Below are 21,194 nucleotides of genomic sequence, written 5' to 3'. Positions count from 1 at the left end.
GACATTCAGGGGCAGAACAGAGCAACATACGCGGGCATCAATGCCTTCGTCGCCCATGATTGAGGCGCATCGATGGTTAGTGGTTGAGCGTATGCGTTCTCTTCTTGACAGCAAAGTCCGTGTGCAGCGCTCATCCTGGGTGTGCCGCGGCTTTTTGGAGGCACTGCCCGATGCTCATTTCCTCACGATACCTCGTCAGTGTAGCAATGCTCGTCGCGCTCGTACCGGCGATAGCAAATGCGCAAACCCAACCGGCGACAGCAGCCACTGCCGACGCGATCGACCCGCCAGGCACGAGCGCCGCGGCGCTCGGGCTGACTGACCTCACAGACGATCTCTCTCGCCAGGATCTATTCGCAGAAATCCGCGAGGCCGACGTCGCAGCAGATTCGTCGGGTACAACGGCGTCAGCGCAATACTTCAACCTCTATGGCCCATTTCGCTTTCCCAACGACGTCGACTTTGACACGGCACTTAACGAACCGCGAAAGGATTCACTCTTCGGCGTAGACATCAGCCACTATACCAACTCGGCCTTTCCGATCGAGCAGTTGCGCACGCGTAAGATTCGCTTCCTTTACATGAAGGCCACGCAGGGTACGGGTTCGCTCGACTCGAAGTTCGCTGGTTTCTGGTCGCGGGCTGGTAAGTTGCCGAAGGGAAGTGAGGTCCATCGGGGTGCCTATCATTTCCTCTCTAGCGGCGATCCTCGCGTTCCGGCGGAGGATTGGGGGCGCGCCCAAGCGGCAACCTTTATCAAGGTCATCAAGGCAAATGGCGGATTGCTTCCTACCGACATGCCACCCGTCGTCGACCTCGAGTGGGACAAGGCAAGTAAGGACGGCCCGGACCGTTGGCAAGGCCGTAAGCCGGCCGAGATCATCGCAATGACCAAAGCCTACCTGACTGCGGTGGAAACCGGATTACACCGCACCCCGATGATCTACACCGCGCGATCCTGGTGGCGCGAGCGCATAGGATCGGAAACCGAGTTCGCAGCGCTCTCCACGTATCCGCTATGGCTCGCGGACTATTCGAAGACCTCGCGGGCGAGTGAGGTTCCGACGACAATTAACGGTGTTCGCTGGGCACTCTGGCAATATACCGAGGCGGCGACTATGGCGATCGGCTTCAACGGTGCCTTCGACGCCAACATCTTTAAGGGAAAAACTGACGCCTTCTACACGTCATTAGGCGTGGCGGAGTTTCAACAATGAAGCTTCGGGTCGCCCGTTTGTGGCTGCTGCGTAGCGGGCTCACATGGCTTGTTTGCCTGCTGACAAGCGCCGCAGCGCAGACGCCTCCCTTTTCAGGCACATGTGCAAATGGCGCCCCGGCGCGCGAGGAGCGCTTCTGCCGGTTTTTCGTGCACTTCAATTCGGATGCCAATGCGCCACTCGACACTCGGATAGCTGACGCAGTCGGCGTCAAAACCGCCGCCGAAACGCGCTCGATAGGCCTCATCATCGCGATCGATAAATATCCGAACATGCCCGGCCATGACATATCCGCCGCGGCAGTGGACGGGACTCGACTCGCGGACTTTCTAGTCCGCGAGCAGAAGTTCGATGAAGTGATCGTTCTCCGCAACGAGGACGCGACTGTCGACAACATCAACTATTTTCTCGAGGACTATCTCGTCAATCGCGCCGCTGAATTTCAAAAGAAGGCCCGGCTTTTAATCGCTTATTCGGGCCATGGACGCTACGGCAAGTCTGACGGCACGGCCGACACGATGGCGGCGTTCGTTCTGGGAACGGCAAGCGACGTTAATGGTTCGATGGGCATGTACAAGATGCAGGAGTTTGCCACGGACGTTGAGAATCTGGCCGGCCGCTATTTTCATGTCCTCACGCTGATCAACGCATGCTATGGCGGAGGTTTCTTCAGAGAAGGTTCTCTGGGTGGGAACCCCGACGCATTCGCGAAGCCGGGTTCGTACGCCATTACTGCTGGCTCCGCGAATGATCTTGTGCCGGCACTCGACTCTTCGCGTGGCAGCGTCTTCTTCGATCTTCTCATCGATGGCGTTACCCAGGGAGTGGCCGATCCGCTCTATTGGGATGCCTACAGCACGGTTTCCATCGACGGAAGCAAAGTACAGCAGAGCGGACTGACACGCACGTCCGCACTGACCACTTATCTTACGAGTGCCTATACCCGGATCGCTCACGAGCGCGCATCGTCTGATCCGAATTTTAACCTTAGCGATCCCTGGATCGGACCTGCACAGTCGGGAGTTGCGTTAGGCGGTTTCTTCTTCTTGTCCGATCGTGGCAGCGGCCCCGCGATGGCTGCGGCGGATGCCTATAATGGGCCGGATACCGCGCCAACCAACCCAACGGACAGCGCCGGGAGCTTTGGGCTCGGGAATGACGTCGCAGGTTCGGCTTTAGCTGGTGATGCGATCTCGAGCGCCCCCATCCCGGCAAAAAAGGGATCTGCTTTAACTGGCGCGCCGCCACCAGTGAACGTTGGCCTATCGCCGGTTTCGGCAGTGGAGCCACGCCAGGCCTCAATAGCTCTGCCGCCTGGCCCGGTCAGCAGTATTGTCGGTCGGCCGGACATCAAGATATTCAAGGCGCCAGATATCTATCCCATGCAGGGATATGACTTCTCATCCGCAGACGGGAAAATCGATTGGCAAGCGTTTGCTGAAATGCCACGCCCTAGCTTCATCTATGCGCGTGCAATCGGTTGGGGCGGACCAGATACCACCTTCCCTGAGCGCTGGTCGCACATCAAGGCGCTGGGAATCGATCGGGGCGCCTATGTTAAATTTGACTTTTGCCGTTCCCCCGTCGCGCAATTGGCTCAACTTTCCCGCATCGTCCCGGTCGATCGCGAGGCGCTACCCGTCGCGATCGAAGTCGTGAACCCCGAAGGCGAGGACAGTCACCAATTGGCCTGTCTCAACGCCGCTGGGCTTGAAAGCGCCAAGGCTGCGATTCTTAAATTCGCGTCCGATTTGCGGACGCATTACGGCAAGACACCCTTGCTCTATGGCAATCGCAACAATCTCTCAACATTCGTCGACGAGCGTAGCGACGAGTTCATGATCTGGCTCGGTAGCTACGGTGCTTCGGGGACCCAGTTGCGTGGCCGAAACCCTTGGACGCTTTGGCAATATTCAGGAACCCTCAACGTGAAGGGTGTCGGTCCGAATACGACCGGCGAGGTCTTCTTCGGAACCTCCGAGCAATATGATCTCTTCAAGAAAGGGCAGTCCAACGTTGCGCTGGACGCGGTGCGTTAGGCCGTGCGCGGTCGATGGGCTGTGCTGATCCGGCGCACCTGCACAGACCAAGTGGCTGAATTTCGTAAGACTCCAGTGATTCACGGCGGAGTTTCTTCGATGGCTCCAGGATTCTGCTTGCGTCCCTCGGCTGTGCATGCGCGTGGCTGCGCCTCGAGTGATCTGGCGGCCGCTTATCGAGCCGGTATCGGCGGGTCTTCTTGCGCGAGCCGGATCAAGATGTCAGCGAGTGCGCGAATCTTTTTTTGTGCGGAGCGTTGTGAGGGAAAAACAAGGAAATAGCCCAGACCGTTTTGCACAACCTCGCTGAACGGCATGACGAGAGCTCCCGCCTCAAGGCGGTCCTTCGCCATCCGAGGGTCGCCAATTGCAACGCCATGTCCCTGTGCCGCAGCGGTGAGCGTTAATTCGAGGGTATCGAAGACGAGTCCGCCACTGATGTCGGTTTGGGTCGCTCCAACACGATCGAGCCAGCATCGCCATTCGCCGTGGCCGTGTCCCGGGTGGAGCAACTTGATCCGAGCAAGGTCAGCGACCGATTTCAGCGATGCGGCCAGTTCGCTCGTACACATCGGCGTCAGGCATTCTTGGAACAGCGGTATCGCGTCCATGCCTGCCCAATGTCCAGATCCACGCACAACCATGGCGTCGACGTCGGGCGCAGTGAAATCCGGCGTATCGTCTGCCGACGTATAGATGCGCAATTCTGTCCGAGGCAGGGCGAGATTGATCACTTGCAGCCGTGGCAGCAACCAGCGAATCGCAAGCGTGGACGGTAACCTCAGGGTGAGATTTGTCGTGGAACGAATCCTGGACGGGAACGACACAGGTCAGGCAAGTTAAGGTCGACGGCGATCGTTTGATCTACACGACTCCACCGTTTCGCTTCTTTGTTGACGGCAAGATGAGCGTTGTCACCTTGATATGGGAGAAAGTGAAATAGACGCGAGGGCGCCGGGCTAACCAGGAGCGAGGTTTATCGTCAACTTGTTCAGGTGGAGCAAGATGGCGAAGTCCGGCGACTCGATGCAACGCTCTATCGTGGTGGGGATTGAATCCGAGCTTGGAGTGAAACCAAGGCCACACGGAGCCGCTAAATTTCATGGCTGAACTCTCCGGCGATTACCGATCACGAACGCGCCCGAAATTGACAGAGAATAGCGAGCTACTGACTTTATTACGCAGCGATATCTCCGGACCACGGTTCTATCGCTTCGTGACTGACTTTGCGTTTGTGTGGCCAGGGCGGCCCTAAATCTTCTCGATCAATGACTTACAGTCCGTTCCTTAGGCTGATTTTATTCTCGCGGATCACGTCAATTGCTGCGTCGCCACTGTCCGGGCCCCGATCCCGTCCAGCGCCGAAAGGCCCGGTGAAATGGGCTAAGGCCTGCGAACCCCAGATCATGCGCGATGTCTGTCAGCAACCTGTTTGTCTCGCGGACCTGCTGCATCGCGATGTCGCATCGCACAGCATCCAGCAGTTCGGTGAAGCTGGTGCCGAGCGACTGAAGCCGGCGTGCCAGCGTCCGCTCCGTCAGGCCGAAAGCCGCGGCTGCCTCTGCGCGCGTGGGCAGCGGAGGGCCGATGTGCGCATGCAGCCACGCCAGTAGCGCCTCATTTGCAGCCTGGCTGGATTGCATCGTTTGCAGTCTGTTGCTCGCCAACTGCTCGTGGATATGTGACAACTGGGCGTTCCCCTGCGGTAGCGGGCAGTCCAGTACGGCGTTGTCGACCAGAAGGCCGTTATAGGCCTGCTGGAACTCAACCGGGCAGCGGAATATCTTGCGATAGCCGGCAAGCGGACCCAGGCGCTCGTGGCTGAAGTACACCCGCTGAGGCGGTGCGGGGTCGGGATGGACCCAATGCACAGCGGTCACCATCGCGGACAGCGCCGCTTCTATCTGGTGAGGACTAAAGGCGAGATTGCCCTGGACCGGATGGCAGATCAGCCAGCTTGAACCGGTGCCGCCCAGCAATTGCAGACGGCCGCCATCGGATATCAGGCTTTGATATTTGCGCACACCCATGAGAGCCGCCCGTACCTGCGCGCCTGCGCTGACTGTGCCCTGCGTGCCGACGCCAGTTAGCATGCTGGCCGGCAAACCGCTGCCGGTCGTTGCGTACGTATAGAACTGGGCTTCGAGATACTCAAGGTTGAGCGCGAAATTGAGAATCTCTTCATCTGACGGCGCGGTGGTCTGCGCCATCGAGGAGATGCCGGACCCGCCGCCGCAGGCGCTGATCAACGTACCGCCGACAAGACCGAGGCCCAGTCCGCCAGCATTCCTGAAAAATTGCCGGCGCTTCAGGCGCCTCTCGACCCGACGGTCGAAAACATCCATAAGAGCTGCTGAATCAGCCTTGATGTCGGACATGGTCATGCTCCTCAGAAAGTTCGCCGGAACGCCGCGAAACACGTGACGCTTGCGCGGAGGCAACAGGACAACTGCGCGATGCACGGATGCAAATCGCGGACGCGAGGGCACACCGTTCTTCGGTGAAGTGCCGGAGAACATTAGATCGGCTAAACGAGCCCTCAGAGCCCCATACGAATCGGATTGGTTGTCGGATGCATGTCGATCTGAAAAATCGTCAATGGTGTTTTGCAAGAGCCTGAAAAAGCTGGAAGTCACCTGCACCAAAACGCTGACCGCGAACCGCGTTTCCTCGATCATGGACGCCTTGTGTTCCCGTTCGCGCATCCAAAGCGCCCACCATTGCGTATACATATCGGACTGACCGCGAAGAAGCGCCAATACGCGTTCACAGCCCGCGTCCGGTCCCAGAACGGCGAATACGCAAACGCCCCAACAGACAAGGAGGAAGACATGCCACCGGCAATATGCGCACTGAGCGCCTTCGTTCTGCTCGAAGTGCTCTTTACGGCTGTCTGGGCATGGCAAATAAAAAGCCGCAATGCCGGCATGATCGATCCCGTATGGGCCTTCTCTCTCGGGGCGGTCGCATTGCTCTACGGGTTCATGGGCACCGGCAGCGGCTCAAGCCGCACGCTCGTGGCGTTGGCTGGCGCACTGTGGGGCGCGCGCCTTGGTACGCATCTGTGGCGCCGCAACTGGAGGCAGCCGGAAGACGCACGATATCGTCGCTTCCGCGAAGAATGGGGGCCTTCAGCCAACGTCCGGATGTTCTGGCTATTCCAGCTCCAGGTGCTGGTTTCGATGATCCTGTCGCTCGCGTTTGCCGTGCCCAGCTATCGCTCGGATGGGCCCACACCGTTCTGGATCATTGTCGCGTTATCGGTTTGGGTCATTTCGACCGGAGGCGAGGCATTGGCGGACCGCCAGCTTTCCCGATTTGGCGCGAAGCCTGGAAATCGCAGCGCAGTCTGCCGGGATGGTCTATGGCGCTACTCGCGGCATCCGAACTATTTCTTCGAATGCATGCATTGGGTCACCTATATCGCACTTTCGATCGGCTCGCCCTGGGCCTGGCTGACGCTGGTGCCGCCACTGCTGATGACGTGGTTGCTGATGAAGCTCTCGGGTGTCCCGCTCCTTGAGCAGCGGTCGCTGAAGACGCGACCGGGCTACGAGGAGTACATGCAGGTTACGAGTCCCTTCGTTCCGTGGCCGCCGCGCAAGCGGCCGCGCAGCCGTGTCTGAACGTCACCGCCGGCGATGACGCGCGCGAAGCGTGTTGTCACTTACATGGAGATTCTGAAATGCCCGTTACATCCACAGAATCGTTGTCCGCGACTGCACATGCGGGCACGGATGAAGGCTTACTGATCCGGTTGTGCGAGGATGGATGGTTACCGGATGGCATGGTGCGAGCGGGCATGCGCCGATTAATCCGGCAACGTCTCGTTGATGAGGGGCGCGACGATGGCGAGCTTTGCGCACGCCGTTTCGGTGCGCTGATCGACGAGCTCCGCGCGAGTCCGATCGCCATCGCAACGGACGTCGCTAACAGCCAGCACTATGAGGTGCCGGCTTCGTTCTTCGCCGCCCATCTTGGCCCGCACCTCAAGTATTCGTGCTGCCTCTATCCGCGCGGCACGGAGACGCTGGCACAGGCTGAGGAAGCGATGCTGGAGCTCTACGCGCAGCGCGCGGAACTCGCCGATGGCCAGCACATTCTCGATCTTGGCTGCGGCTGGGGTTCCCTGTCGCTGTGGCTTGCGGCGCGCTATCCGAAGTCGTCGATCGTTGCGCTGTCCAATTCGCGAGGTCAGCGTGCGTACATTGAAGCGCAGGCCGCCAGCAAGGGGCTGAAGAATCTGACTGTGGTGACCTGCGATATCGCCGATGCCGGGCTTGCCGGAATGCCGGTCGACGGATCTTTCGATCGCGTCCTGTCAATCGAGATGTTTGAGCATGTGAAGAACTACGGTGCCTTGCTGGCTCGAATTGCGGGCTGGATGCGCCCGGGTGGGCGGCTGTTTGTCCATCTGTTCGCCCACCGCATGCTGGCCTACCACTTCGAGGTGCGAGACCGCGGCGACTGGATGTCGAAATATTTTTTCACGGGCGGCACGATGCCGTCTGAGACGCTGCTGCTGAACTTCCAGGACGACCTTCGGATTACGCGTCGCTGGTGGGTGAGTGGTACCCACTATGCATGTACCGCAAACGCCTGGCTGGCCCGGCTGGATGCGGTGCGCGCGTCCGTGATGCCGATCCTGGTCGAAACCTACGGTGCGCGGGACGCCGCGCGCTGGTTCCAGCGCTGGCGCATGTTCTACATGGCGGTCGCCGAGCTGTTCGGATACAGGCGTGGCAACGAGTGGGGCGTTGCACACTATCTGTTCGAAAAGCGCTAGAAGCGCGGAGCGCGACGCAGCCGCAAACCGATGGCTATGGGGCGGGGTGCATTCCGTCCCACCGTCGCGCAAGCCACAGCATGCCCGGAAGCAGGATCGACCAGCCGAGCGCCAGTGCGAGCAGTGCAGCGTCTGTCTTCGCGAACTGGACGGCGCCGAGGGCCGCGCCCGCACGGAATGACAGTGGACCGGCGACTAAGCCCGACAGCGCCGCAAGCAGCCAGCGCCGGCCCAGCCAGACAAGGAGGACATTGAATTGAACGGCGAACAATGCCCACAGGCCCGCCATCCAGTACGGCGCCGTACCGGCGATCACGATTCCGTTCGGGTAGGCAAGCAGCCCGGCGTGCACGAGGACGCTCTCCCACATCCAGCCGATCAGGGTGGCCACACCGACGAGCCGCGCCTCACGCCACGGCCGGATCGCGTTCGCAAGGTGATAAGCCACGACGCCGGCAGCGAACAGCACGCCAATCCACCCTGCGCCGCGTGCGGCACTGATTACGCAGATGAACCAGCCGGCCTGGCCCAGGACCACATAACGCAGTATCGCGGACCGTTGCTGTGATGGCCGCCCGTCGGCCGGCGCCGGTTCAGTCGACTCTCCCGTCGAAGCGGTTTGCTGCCCGGTGTCGTGCGAGTCTGTATGCATGATTCGCTACCGCGACTGCCATTTGTGTGTCACCGCGCGCCCCCAAGTAGCTGGCTGCGCAGCCGTTGTGCACGAGTCTGCGGATCAAGCCAGATGCCGAAAAAGGCCCGCGCGAAGCCGGGGTCGTCGATCTCGGCCGTGAGTTGGCCGTTTGCGTAGAAACGGGCGCCTATCCCGGGCAGGAATACGCCGCACAGCGAATCGCCCGGCGCGACATCGGTAAAGGCACGCAGCATGTCCTCGCGCCAGCGCGCGAGTGTATCGGCCGGCGGAGGCGGGACCGCCAGTCGCCGGATTTCATCGACACCGGTATCCGTCAGGCGCTCGCGACTGATGTGCCGCTCGTAGATGAGCACCAGTGCGAAGGGCGTGCTGTAATCAATCGGCAACTGCCGGCCCCAAAGCTGCGCGTCATACAGGCAGAAGCCGAGCAGGCAGAATTCGCCTTCACCGAGCAGTCGCGCCAACGGGACTTCATCTTTCCAGCTTCCCCACGCCGGGGCACAACATAGCGCGAACAGCCACACGGCGAGCGCACGCATGTCAGGCTGCCGGTGAAACGACAAAATGCATCACATCCGTGCGCCCCTCCAGAAAACCCGCCTCGCAGTACGCGAGGTACAGTCGCCAGGTGCGGATGAATGTCTCGTCGAAGCCCTGCATGCGCACGGTGTCGATCTGGACTTCAAACCGCTCCCGCCAGCATCGCAGCGTGCGTGCGTAGTCGTGACCGAATGCCAGCGAACGCTGCGCACGGAGTCCGGATCGGCTCGCTGCGGCAATGAACCGTTCGGGTGAAGGCAGCATGCCGCCGGGAAAGATGAACTCGCGGATAAAGTCGCTCGACGAGCGGTACGCGCAAAAGCGTGCGTCGCCAATGGTGATCGACTGCACGAGTGCCTTCGCACCCGGCTTGAGCCGCTTGCGCAGCCCGTTGAACCATACCGGCCAATAAGACTCCCCCACCGCTTCGAACATTTCGATGGAGACGACCGCGTCGTAACTCCCTCGCAGATCCCGGTAGTCAAGCAACTCCAGTTTCACCCGGTCGGCGACGCCGGCTTCGTTCACGCGAATCTGGGCGGCTTCAAGTTGCGCGGCCGAAATCGTGATGCCGTGCACATGAATGCCCTGTCGTGCAGCGTGAATGGCGAAGGCGCCCCAGCCACAACCGATCTCGAGCACGTGCATGCCGGCGCGCAAACCAAGCGTTTCGACGATGCGTTGATACTTCACGGCTTGCGCATCCTCGAGCGGCAGGTTCGGATTGCCGTCGAACAGCGCGCCCGAATAGGTGAGCGTTGAATCGAGCCACAGTGCGTAAAACGCATTGCCGAGATCATAGTGCGCGTGAATATTTCGCCGGCTGCCGGCATGCGTGTTGCGCCTCAATGCATGCCGCAGGACGTACCACACGCGCGCGGCGGGGCCGCCGGACACTGTGCGGGGCAACGCGTCCTCGTTGCGTATCGCGAGCCGCAGCAATCCGACGAGATCGGGTGTCTCGACCCAGCCCGCGCGCCAGGCTTCGGCAAATCCGATGTCACCGGCGCGCAGGATCGCTGCGCAGGCGCGCCAGTCCGTGAGCGTGAGCCGGGCGCCTGGCAGCGCATGAGGATCGCCGTAGATGCGCTGCGCACCGTCCGGGGTCGAGAGCGTGAGGTGGCCCACATGCAGCCTCTCGAGCAGTGCTAGAAAGAGGCGTGCGGCGACCGGGGCGTTCCGGTCCGAAACAAAGGTTCGCAGGAGTTTCATCGCTGTTCCTGTTCTCGTGACCGGGAAGCGCTGGCAACTGCCGGAGGAGCCGGGTTGCTGCCATGATACGGAGTCCGTCTGATCCACAGTCGTATAGCCTGCCAGTGAATTCGTGCGACGACGGCGAGCGTGAGCCAGGGCTGGCGGACGAGCGCGCGCATCGCGCTGGCGCCCGTCAGGGGCTGCTTGCGCAGTGCGATTGCCGTGCGGATCACGAGCCCCTGTGGGTCGTGGTAGTCGATCGCGATCGACGAGCCGCGTTCGCTCTCCCGGACGCGGAACATGTAGTGACCTTCGACCCGGCAGAACGGCGACACGTGCAGCACCTTCTGGCACGGAAGCACGGTTGCCGAACCAATCGGGGCATTGTCGGCTGGGTGCAGCAGGTAGCAATGCCGCGCGCCAAACGTGTTGCGCACTTCAGCGAGCAAGGCACGCAGGCCTCCGGTCCTGTCATGGCAGTACCAGAAGCTCACCGGATTGAACGCAAAACCGAACACGCGGGGAAACGTCTGCAGCCAGATGTCGCCGTCGATGGCGATGCCGGACTGCGCGAGAAGATTCAGGAGCCATACCCGAAGATCGCTGCCGTCGCACGGACCGTAATCGCGCAGGTACAGGCTGAGCGGACCGAACCGGTTGATCCTGAGCCACCAGCGCTCGGTCGTCATGAGGCGCGCGAGATTCAGACGGACGCAGAACACCGGGTACACAAACCGGTTGCGTACCGGCCGCAACCGTTCGTGCATGACACGGCCGGACATCAGCAAATCCTCTGCGGGCAGGCGAGCGTTCATCGCAGTGAACTCCATGCCGGCTGGATGCCAAATTGTTTGGCCACATTAAGCGCCGACCTGAGACCATCTTCATGAAATCCGTAGCCCGTCCAGGCGCCGGCAAAAAAGGTGCGGCGCTCGCCCTGCAGATCGGGCAACCGGCGTTGGGCGATGAGCGCGGCGTGATCGAGCAGCGGGTGGTCATAGACGAACTGGCCCAGTTCCGTGCCTGGCGCGGGCTGCGTCGACGGGTTGAGGGTGACGATCACGGGACGGCGGAAGGGCAGCGGCTGCAAGCGGTTGATCAGATAGCTCACGCAAACCGGGGAGCTTGCCGCGGCACCGCGCGTCGACATGTAGTTCCATGCCGACCAGACACGTTCACGCCGCGGCAGCAGCGCCGTATCCGTGTGGAGCACAGCGACATTCGGCTGGACCCGGACCGATCCCAGCACGCTGCGCTCATCGGCGTCGGAGTCGGAAAGCAATCGCAGGCTGACGGGAGCGTGGGTGGCGAGGACGACCGCGTCGAAACGTTCGGTACCTGCTGCGCTCGCCAGGTACACGCCGTTACTCTCGCGGCGGATTGCCAGGACCGGGGTGCCCGTTCGTACATCGCCGAGTGTCGAAACGAGCCGGCGGACGTACTCACGCCCGCCCCCCACGACGGTTTTCCAACGTGGACGGCGATTGACCTGCAGCAACGCGTGATTCAGGCAGAACCGCAGGAATGTCGCCGCTGGAAAGCGGAGCACGTCGGCCGTCGCGCAAGACCAGATCGCCGCGGCCATCGGCATCAGGTAGTGATTGCGGAATGGTTCCCCATAACCTCCGGCAGCAAGCAGTTCGCCCACCGTGCAACCGCTTTGCGTGGCGTAGGCGAGTTGCCGCTCGGCCCCGCTGTTAAAGGACAGGATGTCGCGCAGCATGCGCAGAAACCCTGGTGAGAGCGCGTTGCGCCGCTGTGCAAACACGGTGTTCAGGTTGGTTCCGGCCCACTCGAGCCGTCCCTCGTCCATGGATACCGAGAACGACATGTCACTTTCATGCACGCCGACACCAAGTTCGTCGAAGAGCGCGACCAGGTTCGGATAGGTGCGGTCATTAAATACTAGGAAACCCGTGTCGACTGGATGGGTGATGCCGTCGAGTGTGACGTCGACCGTATTGGTGTGGCCGCCGGCGCGGGAGTCGGCTTCGAACAGCGTAACCCGATGCTGTCGAGCGAGCAGGTACGCGGCGCCCAGGCCCGCTATTCCGGCGCCGACAACGGCGATACGCCGACCTGGCGTGAGCAGATCCGCGGGCATTGTCATCGACCTTCTCCGGTAGGCGGAGTGCGCATGGGGACGGTATTAAGTAAGCACCATGTCGCATATACGAAACGAGGGGCAAACCGGATGCATCCGATCGAAATATTTCTGATCGGCAGTGCGCAAGCTTCTCGATGAAAGCAATCCTGAGCCTGGGTTGCTATTTAGTACGCTGAGGTTGTGTGCCGCGCCACGCAAGCAGGCCCGGGCCGGCGTAGGCTTCGGTCCCGATGGGGGCTAGGCCTCGGGACCACGGCTGGAACCGGCTTCTTCGGCTTGTGCCAGCAGCCATTCGAACGTCTGCTCGACGATGGGCGAGCGCGATGGCCCAGCCACGCGCGACAGCCACCACGTCAGGCCCGGCAGGCGCGGGTAATCGGCCAGGATGGTCAACGCGCCTCCATCAATACTCCCTTGCGCCACAAACCGGGACAGGCAGGCTATGCCACGCCCGCGCAATACCGCATCCAGCACCAGACGCTGATCGTCATAGATCGCGTTCATGCGATAGCCTGAAAGCTGTTCGCGGAAAATCGGCCCGATGCTCTCGCTGGTCAGGTTCTCTTCCAGACAGATGAGGCCCGTATGCAAATGATGTTTGGCGCGCGGCACGCGGGCTAGTTTCGCCGCGAGTTCCGTTGCACACACAGTCACCCACTCGTCCTGCAGAAACGGTACTTCCAGTAGGCCGGCCTGTTGCATGGGCCGCGCGCCGATTGTCATATCGACGTCGATCTCATCGACATAGCGAGCGCTTTCGTCGGTGGAGAGCAGCGGGCATAGACCGGGAAGAACCTGTTGCAGTTGATCGAGACGCGGTTGCAGCCAGCCATGCAGCAACGGCGCGGGACACACCAGCACGACCAGCCCGGGGTCGAGATACGTGGCAATCCGTCCGAGTCCGCTGCGCAGCGTTTCCATTGAGCGCTGCACGCTTCGCTGCAGCACTTCGCCGGCAACCGTCAATTCCACGCCGCGGCCAATTCTGCGAAACAGCGGTTGTCCCAGTTGCTCTTCGAGTTGCTGGACCTGGTGGCTGATCGCCGATTGAGACAGATGCAGTTCGTCGGCCGCGCGGGAGAAGTTGCCGAGTCTCGCAGCCGCTTCGAAGCCCATCAGCAACTTCAGGGAGGGGACGCGTTGCATCGAGGTATGAGAGAAATTAATTAATTTAGTCAAAAAACATCACTTTTCATCAAGTTTAACCCGTATCACAATGGCTCACCACCTGACGATGGAAACCGAGGAATGACTCGCTTTGACGCTCGCCAGGATGGCTACCGGATGCCCGCGCGAGGTTTTCGTTTTTCCGAAATAAATAAGGTGTTTTTCATGACGACAAGACGTCATTTTTTGAAGCGAGGACTCATGGCCTCCGGCGGCGCACTGTTTTCCGGTGCGCTGGGCAGCAGCTTTTTCAATACGACGGCGCTCGCGCAGAGCGCCAACTGGCGCATGCCGGATGAGGGCGACGCCCATGCCGCGACCTGGATGGCATTCGGTCCTGATGAGGAAATCTGGGGCAGCAAACTGCTGCCCGTGGTCAGGGAGAACCTGGCAGGCATTGCGAAGGCCATCGCGGCGCATGAGCCGGTAAAAATGCTGGTGCGGGAACAGGACCACGATCTCGCCGCGCGCCTGTGCGGCGCCGCGGTCGAGTTCGTACCTCAACCCATCGACGATCTGTGGATGCGGGATACGGGCCCCGTGTTTGTCAAAGGACCTGTGGGACAGCTCGGTGCCGTGGGCTTTAACTTCAACGGCTGGGGTAACAAGCAGGAGCACGAGCAGGACGCGCAGGTCGCGGCCTTCGTTGCGCGTCGAGCCGGAGCGGACCTGCTCGAAACGCGTCTGGTGCTGGAAGGCGGCGGCATTGAAGTAGACGGCGAGGGCACGGCCATTGTCACGCAGAGTTGCATCCTGAACGCCAATCGCAATCCTGGCCTGAACAAGGCGCAATGCGAAGCGGAATTGTCCAGGCTGCTCGGGGTGCGGAAAATCATCTGGCTGCCAGGCGTTGCAGGCAAGGACATTACCGACGGCCATACCGACTTCTACGCGCGCTTTGCGAGCCCGGGTGTCGTGGTTGCCGGATTCGATCCCGATCCCTCTTCCTACGATCACGCGGTGACAGAGCGCCATCTGGATATCCTGCGCCAATCCATCGATGCGAAAGGCCGTCCGTTGAAAGTCATAGTGCTGCAAGGCCCGACAACCGTGCGCCGGAAGTATGAGAACGGCCAGTTCGCGGCCGGCTACATCAACTTCTATTTGTGCAATCACGCGGTAATCGCCCCGGAGTTCGGCGACAAAAGCGCGGATCGCAATGCGCGTGATGTTCTCGTGGATCTGTTTCCGGGCCGGGACGTGATCCAGCTGAACATCGACGGTATTGCCGCCGGTGGCGGGGGAATCCACTGCACGACCCAGCAGCAACCCAGCTAACACCGCTTGCCCGTTTGCGAGCCGCCAGATGGTGGCTCGCCAGCGGTTCCTTCCCAGATATTATATTTCCGACTGCTAATTAATTGAATTCCACGACGAGCAGATTTATGCCGATGAGACGCCGCAGCTTTATCAAAAATTCTTCGATATTGTGAGGGATGTCCTTGACGGGCAGCCTGGCCGCATACGGCGACCTATATGGCGTTTGCCAACAGGATCGACGATTTCTGGACCTGCGACAGCGGCTGCGTGTTCGTCAAGGACACGGCAGACAGAACCTGACTGCTGGCATCTAGCAAGCAGTCATTGACTCGGCATGAATTCCAACCGCTATTGCATGCGACTTCGGCGACATATCAATTTGCTGCCACGCCCGACATAATGAGAAAATTGCAGCGATCAAACCTTTAGTCATGGAAGGCGAGAGCATGATGAAGAAGGCGACCCAAGCGCACGATTACCACGTTCAGGCGGCCGCCGGGCTTGAGTTCAACATGTTTGGCAAATGGGCGAGAAAGATGGACACGCTGCGGGGTATCTCTCCGGCAACGGCCAAGGCGCTCGCCGTCGTGTTAGTCATACTCGTGTTTGCTCTGGACTATTACACGGCTGCCGACATCAACCCTGCGGATTTCTACGCCTGTGTCATTATCGTTCTCGCCTGGACCCGGTCCAATCGCTGGTTGTGGGGCGGTACTGCGTTGGTCGTGCTGCTTGCGATTGCCGGCCTGACGCTTGGAAGTAGCCCGGTAGGACATCCGCATATCAACTGGGTAGACTGGACCAATCGCTTTATCACTGCCTGCATGTTGATAGTGACCGCAGGTTTTGTCCGGATTGGAGTCCACCTAAGCCAGCAAGTCGAAACAAGTGAGCGGTTACTGGTAGAGGTCGCCGCCCGCGAGCGTGCCGAGGAGGCGCTTCGGAAGCAGAATGCAAGAATCCGGCGGCTGGTCGATTCGAACATCATCGGTATTTTCTTCTGGAAGATCGACGGCGCAATTACTGAGGCAAACGAAGCGTTTCTGCAAACTTTGGGTTATTCGCGCGATGATTTATTGTCGGGGCAACTTCAGTGGAGTGATCTCAATCCACCTGGATTCCGCGCTCTCGACCTGCGGGCGATGGACCAGCTCAGACGAACAGGCAATTTCCCACCCTACGAGAAGGAGTATTTTCGCAAGGATGGCGCTCGCGTTCCGGTACTGGTCGGTGGCACATATTTCGAAAATTCAACCGAGGAAGGCGTCGCGTTTGTGCTTGACCTGACCGAGCGCGTTTGCGCCCAGGATATGCTGCGGCGAGTCCAGGCGGATTTCGCGCATGCCGCGCGGGTCTCGATGCTCGGCGAACTGACTGCGTCGATCGCCCATGAGTTGCGGCAGCCGCTCGCCTCTATTGCTGCGAACGGCACGGCCGGATGCCGCTGGCTTGAGCGCGAGACGCCCAACGTTGAAGAGGCGCACTGCAGCTTCACGCGCGTCGAAGTCGAAGTGCAGCGTTGCGTCGACATCATTGGCCGCATTCGCGCAATGGCGCTGCGGCGAGAGCCTGAGCATGCGTTGGTGTCACTTGACGAACTCATCGACGAGGCCCTTCTGTTCCTGCGTTACGACGTTGAAGCGCACGACATCACCGTTTCGCATGTACGGGCTGCCGGTGCCCCCGGTGTGGTTGCCGATCGCATCCAGCTCCAGCAGGTCATTGTCAACCTCGTCCTGAATGCCATCCAGGCAACGGAGCGGGCAGCGAGGGCCGAGCGCAGGATCACAATCAGGACGGCACAGTCGGATAGCGCCACGGTGTGCTGCACTGTCGAGGACAGTGGCCTGGGGATCGCTCCGGAACATTTCGCGTCTATCTTCAAGAGCTTCTTTACCACCAGAGAAAACGGAATGGGCATGGGCCTGTCCATCTGCCGTTCGATCGTAGAAGCCCATGGTGGATGCATCGTCGCGGACAACGCCTCCGTTCATGGCGGTGCACGACTGTCCTTCACGCTTCCTATCGCCAACAGCATCGCCTGAATTGGCCGAACAGGGGCCAACGCTTCACGAAGGACTTTGCGTCCGCGAAGCCAGGCCGGGCTTGATCTTCTCAGACGGGTGAAGTGCCAACCGGTCAATATCGCGCTGCTGTTCCTTTGCCTTCGCGAGCAACCAACGATGAAAGGCGCGGCACTGCGGACGATCGAAGGTACTTTCGCGCCAGGTCAGAAAATATGGCCAGGGCAACGGAATGGCGGAAACAACGGGCATCAGGAGCCTTCCCGCCACCAGGTCGTCCGCGACCATCGAGCACTGGGCGAGCACGAAACCGTGGCCGTCGATGGCAGCCTGAATGGCGACGCTCGACAGGGAGTGCACCTGATGCGGCTCGTGCAGTGCGGCTGTCTCGACGCCGTTCGCGGCGAACCAGTCGCGCCAGGACGGCGGCGAAGCGAACTTCGGCAGCCAGTCAACCGCAATCAACTCAAACGCGGCGAGATCAGCGGGCTTGAGCGCGACCTTGCCCTTGCGCGGCAGGATCTGCGGGCTGCAGACCGGCACGACGCTATCGCGGAACAGTTCGATGGAGGTGCCTGCGTCGTCGATGCGATCGCCGTAGCTGATTCGAAAGTCGATCTCGTGGGCATCCGGCGACGGCTCCGCATGCGAGCCATCCAGATAGACGCTGATCTCCGGATGCGCCTTTTGCCAGGTATTGATGCGCGGCGCAAGCCACTTTGACAGCAGCGAAGGCAACGCGCTGACGTTGAGGCTGCGCACGTTCTTTGAGCGTTCTATGTCGTCCTGCGCGATGCGCAAGGTTTCGAACGCCGCGAGGCAGCTCTCATGATATCGGCGGCCCGTCGCGGTCAGGCGCATCCGTTTCCCTTCTTTAGTGACGAGCTTCGCACCGAGCGCATTTTCGAGCAGCTTGATTTGCTGACTGACCGCACCGGGAGAGATATCGAGCCGGCGTGCCGTCTCGACCAGGCCGTCGCAACGGCCAAGGGTTTCGAAAATCTGGATCGCGCGAAGCGGTGCAAGCGTATTCATATCGACTGTGATCGAGAGAAACGGTTTAGAAATTCTAAAGTAAATCGTACTTTCTAACTGCTTTTCTTTTCCATTTTGGCTTTCTACAGTCAGTGCAAAGGCTGTGCGAGGAAGCGTGCAGGCCCGATGGCAAAGAGAACAGGGGAGCAGCGATGTTCGTCAGAAACGCGTGGTACGTCGCGGCGCGCTGCGCCGAAGTTCAGCATTGCCTCATGCCGTTGACACTGCTCGGCGAACGGGTGGTGCTGTTTCGCACGCCGGATGGGGCCGTGGTCGCGCTCGAAGACGCATGTCCGCATCGCAAGCTGCCGTTGTCGATGGGCCGATTGCTTGGCGATCGAATCGAATGCGGATATCACGGGCTGACCTTCGACTGCACCGGGGCATGCGTGCGTGCACCGGCTCTCGCGCGCATTCCGCGGGCGGCGCAGGTACGCAGTTATCCCACCGAAGAGCGGTATGGTCTTGTCTGGATCTGGATGGGCGAGGCCGGACGCGCCGACGCGGCCCAGATTTTCGATGTTCCCGAATGGGGCGATCCGGCATGGGGCTTGAACGAAGGCGACGCGATGACGGTGGCCTGCAACTATCTCTACGTGACGGACAACCTGCTGGACCCGTCGCACGTCGCATGGGTGCATCCCGGCTCGTTCGGTAACGCCGCGTGTGAAGCCGAGCCTTTGAAAACCGTTGCAAGCGATGCCGGCGTGACCGTCTCGCGCTGGATGCGCGATGTGGATGTCGCACCGTTTTACGCGAAGTTCGTCAAATTCTCGGGACGCTGCGACCGCAAGCAGCACTATGAGGTTCGGTTTCCCTCGCACGCGATCATCAAGGCAGTCTTCACGCCGGCGGGTACGGGTACTGACGACGGCCCGCAGCACGACCACGTGTTCCTGATGAATTCATACAACTTCATGACACCGATCGATGAGTCACATACGCGCTACTTCTGGTTTCAGATGCGCAATTTCGACCAGCAAGACGAAGCGGTGTCGCGGCAATTCAACGAGGACGTGCGCCACGCTTTCGATGAGGACCGCGTCATCCTTGAAGCCGTGCATGAAGGCATGGCAAAGCGGCGCACGCCGAATCTCGACCTTGGAATCGACGCTGGGCCACTCAGGTTCCGTCGCGGTGTGCAGCGGCTGGTCGATGCCGAGCAAGCGGCCCTGGAACAGTCCGGCACGATTCGGGAGCCATAATGAGCACCACTTTTCTTGACACTGCGAGTTTTGCCAATCAGCGCGAGCGCTTTCTCGAGGCCGCTGGACGCGTCAAGGCGACTCACGTGACCTATCTTCACCCGATGCGCGGACCATACGGCGAAGTGCTTTCCACGGACGTTGCCATCGTCGGCTCCGCCAGCGCGCAAAAGCGGCTCGTGCTGCTGTCGGGAACTCACGGTGTAGAGGGTTATTACGGCTCCGACAGTCAGATCGCGCTACTCGATACGCTGCGGGACCACGCCTTGCCTGAAGACACCTGTGTCGTGCTCGTGCACCTCGTCAACCCATGGGGCACGGCGTGGTTGCGCCGGGTGAATGAGGACAACGTCGACGTGAACCGTAACTACATCGACTTTACTCACGCACTACCTGCGAACACCGCATACGAAACGCTGCACGAGATCTATCTATGCCGCGATCTCGACGGGCCGGAGCGTCAGCACGCGGATGAGCAACTCGCCATGCTCATGCGCAATCTTGGTGAAGCACGCGTGCGCAACATTGTAGAAGCGGGACAGTACCGGCATCCGGACGGCGTCTTCTTTGGCGGCACACAGCAGACGTGGACGAACCGCGCTGTGCGTCAGATCATGCAGGCACATGTCGCCGATGCGCGCACTGCCATCGCCTTCGATCTGCACACCGGCGCGGGCGCATACGGACATCCGATGCTGATGGCAATTGCCGAACGTGAGATACCTGCGCACGATATCGCGCAATCGCTATATGGCCCCTGGCTATACAGGATCCTCACTGCGGCGGACGCGTCTTCCGATAGCGGCGTCGCGGCAACGGCGACCGGCTATACCTCGCAGGCGCTGATCGATCAGCTTGTCGACGTGGACCTGATACCGCTCGTGATCGAATGCGGCACATACGACGGTGCGCGCGGACACACGTTGCTGCGCGACGACCACTGGCTGCATCTGCACGGCGATCCTTTCGACGCGACGGGGCGGCGCATCAAGGCCGCGCTGCTGGAACACTTCTATCCCGCCGATGCCGACTGGCGCGGCCTGATCGCGCTGCGCACGCGGCAGATCTGGCAGCGGGCACTCGACGCACTGGCGCAGAGGTAGTCCGCGAAGACTTTCGCACGACACGGTTCTTTCACCCCACACACCGGCGGCAAACGTCCGCGGCGTAACACACGAACGGGAGCGCATATGAAACGCATCATTCTGGGTGCCGTGCTGGCGATTGCCGCACTGGCCGCGCAAGCAAAGGATATGACGGAGTTACGCTTCGGCGTCGACCCGACCTACGCACCGTTTGAATCGAAATCGCCTTCGGGGCAACTCGTTGGTTTCGAGATCGACTTGGGCAACGAAATCTGCCGGCGCTTGCAGGTGCATTGTGTATGGGTTGAAACAGGTTTCGACGGCATCATTCCTGCCCTGCAAGGCAGAAAATTTGACGCGATCCTGTCGGCCATGTCGATTACGCCAAAACGCGAGGAGCAGGTTGCATTCTCCGAGCCGCTTTTCAACACGCCGAGCCGCCTGATCGCCAAAGAGGGCTCCGGTTTGCTGCCAACTGCCGAGTCGTTGCGGGGCAAGGCCGTGGGCGTCGCTCAAGGTTCGACGCAGGAAGCGTACGCGAAAGCCTACTGGGCGACGGCGGGCATCAACGTGGTGTCGTACGCGAATCAGGAACAGGTATATCCGGATCTGCGCTCTGGCCGCATTGATGCGACGTTCACGGATGCTCTGGCAGGCATCAACGGCTTTCTAAAGACCCCGCAGGGCAGCGGTTACGGCTTTGCCGGCCAGGATGTCAGCGATCCGAAAACACTGGGCAAAGGGGCGGGCATTGGCTTTCGCAAGGACGATTCTGCACTGCGCCAGAAGGTCGATCAGGCGATTGACTCGATGCTGAAAGACGGCACCTACAAGCGCATTGAGCAAAAGTACTTCGACATCGATATTCACGGAAGTTGAT

At 60.5% G+C, this 21,194-nt stretch carries 17 protein-coding genes and 1 pseudogene; 9 read left to right on the top strand and 9 right to left on the bottom strand.

Going from position 1 to position 21,194, the window contains the following annotated elements:
• The first annotated feature begins 170 nt into the window (after window positions 1–170).
• Together FFS45_RS25420 and FFS45_RS25415 are read left to right on the top strand one after the other, a co-directional pair.
• On the top strand, window positions 171–1,217 hold the full coding sequence (locus FFS45_RS25420) for a GH25 family lysozyme (protein WP_137957395.1): 1,047 nt from the start codon (window positions 171–173) through the stop codon (window positions 1,215–1,217).
• On the top strand, window positions 1,214–3,256 hold the full coding sequence (locus tag FFS45_RS25415) for a GH25 family lysozyme (RefSeq protein WP_137957394.1): 2,043 nt from the start codon (window positions 1,214–1,216) through the stop codon (window positions 3,254–3,256). Before FFS45_RS25420 ends, FFS45_RS25415 begins: the two co-directional genes overlap by 4 nt.
• A 173-nt stretch (window positions 3,257–3,429) precedes the next feature.
• Here the strand turns inward: FFS45_RS25415 and FFS45_RS25410 are convergent.
• Together FFS45_RS25410 and FFS45_RS25400 are read right to left on the bottom strand one after the other, a co-directional pair.
• Window positions 3,430–4,059 (bottom strand): annotated as a pseudogene (locus FFS45_RS25410) (LysR substrate-binding domain-containing protein); the annotation flags it as partial.
• Between the two features lie 513 nt (window positions 4,060–4,572).
• Window positions 4,573–5,934, bottom strand: coding sequence for a helix-turn-helix domain-containing protein (locus FFS45_RS25400; RefSeq protein WP_171029747.1), 1,362 nt, complete (start codon window positions 5,932–5,934; stop codon window positions 4,573–4,575).
• 153 nt (window positions 5,935–6,087) lie between these two features.
• Here FFS45_RS25400 and FFS45_RS25395 point away from each other — a divergent pair, with 153 nt between their 5' ends.
• Complete coding sequence (locus FFS45_RS25395; protein WP_137957391.1) at window positions 6,088–6,882, top strand: DUF1295 domain-containing protein; 795 nt, start codon at window positions 6,088–6,090, stop codon at window positions 6,880–6,882.
• 59 nt (window positions 6,883–6,941) lie between these two features.
• Window positions 6,942–8,042, top strand: coding sequence for a cyclopropane-fatty-acyl-phospholipid synthase family protein (locus FFS45_RS25390; RefSeq protein ID WP_137957390.1), 1,101 nt, complete (start codon window positions 6,942–6,944; stop codon window positions 8,040–8,042).
• 34 nt (window positions 8,043–8,076) lie between these two features.
• On the opposite strand, the gene FFS45_RS25385 is transcribed toward FFS45_RS25390, so the two are convergent.
• The 6 genes from FFS45_RS25385 to FFS45_RS25360 all read right to left on the bottom strand — a co-directional run bounded on the left by FFS45_RS25385 (window position 8,077) and on the right by FFS45_RS25360 (window position 13,684).
• On the bottom strand, window positions 8,077–8,694 hold the full coding sequence (locus tag FFS45_RS25385; protein ID WP_137957389.1) for a DUF2878 domain-containing protein: 618 nt from the start codon (window positions 8,692–8,694) through the stop codon (window positions 8,077–8,079).
• Between the two features lie 29 nt (window positions 8,695–8,723).
• Entirely contained in the window at window positions 8,724–9,236 is a 513-nt protein-coding gene (locus FFS45_RS25380) for a chalcone isomerase family protein (protein ID WP_137957388.1), read from the bottom strand.
• A gap of 1 nt (window position 9,237) precedes the next feature.
• Window positions 9,238–10,449 (bottom strand): cyclopropane-fatty-acyl-phospholipid synthase family protein, encoded by a 1,212-nt coding sequence (locus FFS45_RS25375; protein WP_137957387.1) that lies wholly within the window; start codon window positions 10,447–10,449, stop codon window positions 9,238–9,240.
• Window positions 10,446–11,246 carry a DUF1365 domain-containing protein gene (locus FFS45_RS25370; RefSeq protein ID WP_249362920.1) on the bottom strand — a complete coding sequence of 267 codons (801 nt, stop codon included), beginning with the start codon at window positions 11,244–11,246 and terminating at the stop codon, window positions 10,446–10,448. Before FFS45_RS25370 ends, FFS45_RS25375 begins: the two co-directional genes overlap by 4 nt.
• The gene (locus FFS45_RS25365) at window positions 11,243–12,541 is read right to left on the bottom strand and encodes an FAD-dependent oxidoreductase (RefSeq protein WP_137957386.1); all 1,299 of its coding nucleotides are present in this window, start codon (window positions 12,539–12,541) and stop codon (window positions 11,243–11,245) included. The genes FFS45_RS25370 and FFS45_RS25365 overlap by 4 nt, the downstream gene beginning before the upstream one ends.
• A gap of 234 nt (window positions 12,542–12,775) precedes the next feature.
• On the bottom strand, window positions 12,776–13,684 hold the full coding sequence (locus tag FFS45_RS25360; protein ID WP_137957385.1) for a LysR family transcriptional regulator: 909 nt from the start codon (window positions 13,682–13,684) through the stop codon (window positions 12,776–12,778).
• Window positions 13,685–13,870: 186 nt separating this feature from the next.
• Between FFS45_RS25360 and FFS45_RS25355 the strand changes: the two genes are divergently transcribed.
• On the top strand, window positions 13,871–14,983 hold the full coding sequence (locus FFS45_RS25355; RefSeq protein WP_137957384.1) for an agmatine deiminase family protein: 1,113 nt from the start codon (window positions 13,871–13,873) through the stop codon (window positions 14,981–14,983).
• A gap of 428 nt (window positions 14,984–15,411) precedes the next feature.
• Window positions 15,412–17,010 (top strand): ATP-binding protein, encoded by a 1,599-nt coding sequence (locus FFS45_RS25350; RefSeq protein WP_171029746.1) that lies wholly within the window; start codon window positions 15,412–15,414, stop codon window positions 17,008–17,010.
• Window positions 17,011–17,034: 24 nt separating this feature from the next.
• On the opposite strand, the gene FFS45_RS25345 is transcribed toward FFS45_RS25350, so the two are convergent.
• Window positions 17,035–18,024 (bottom strand): LysR substrate-binding domain-containing protein, encoded by a 990-nt coding sequence (locus FFS45_RS25345; RefSeq protein WP_137957382.1) that lies wholly within the window; start codon window positions 18,022–18,024, stop codon window positions 17,035–17,037.
• A gap of 152 nt (window positions 18,025–18,176) precedes the next feature.
• Between FFS45_RS25345 and FFS45_RS25340 the strand changes: the two genes are divergently transcribed.
• The 3 genes from FFS45_RS25340 to FFS45_RS25330 all read left to right on the top strand — a co-directional run bounded on the left by FFS45_RS25340 (window position 18,177) and on the right by FFS45_RS25330 (window position 21,193).
• Window positions 18,177–19,229: an aromatic ring-hydroxylating dioxygenase subunit alpha gene (locus FFS45_RS25340; RefSeq protein WP_137957381.1), complete on the top strand. Its 1,053-nt coding sequence runs from the start codon at window positions 18,177–18,179 to the stop codon at window positions 19,227–19,229.
• Entirely contained in the window at window positions 19,229–20,332 is a 1,104-nt protein-coding gene (locus FFS45_RS25335; RefSeq protein WP_137957380.1) for a DUF2817 domain-containing protein, read from the top strand. The genes FFS45_RS25340 and FFS45_RS25335 overlap by 1 nt, the downstream gene beginning before the upstream one ends.
• An 87-nt stretch (window positions 20,333–20,419) precedes the next feature.
• Window positions 20,420–21,193 (top strand): ABC transporter substrate-binding protein, encoded by a 774-nt coding sequence (locus FFS45_RS25330; protein ID WP_137957379.1) that lies wholly within the window; start codon window positions 20,420–20,422, stop codon window positions 21,191–21,193.
• Window position 21,194 lies beyond the last annotated feature (1 nt).

It is taken from the genome of Burkholderia sp. 4M9327F10 (assembly GCF_005503145.1).
Taxonomy (GTDB): domain Bacteria; phylum Pseudomonadota; class Gammaproteobacteria; order Burkholderiales; family Burkholderiaceae; genus Paraburkholderia.
The sequence above is the reverse complement of the archived record's forward strand: the minus strand, read 5'-3'. Positions and strand labels throughout refer to the sequence as shown.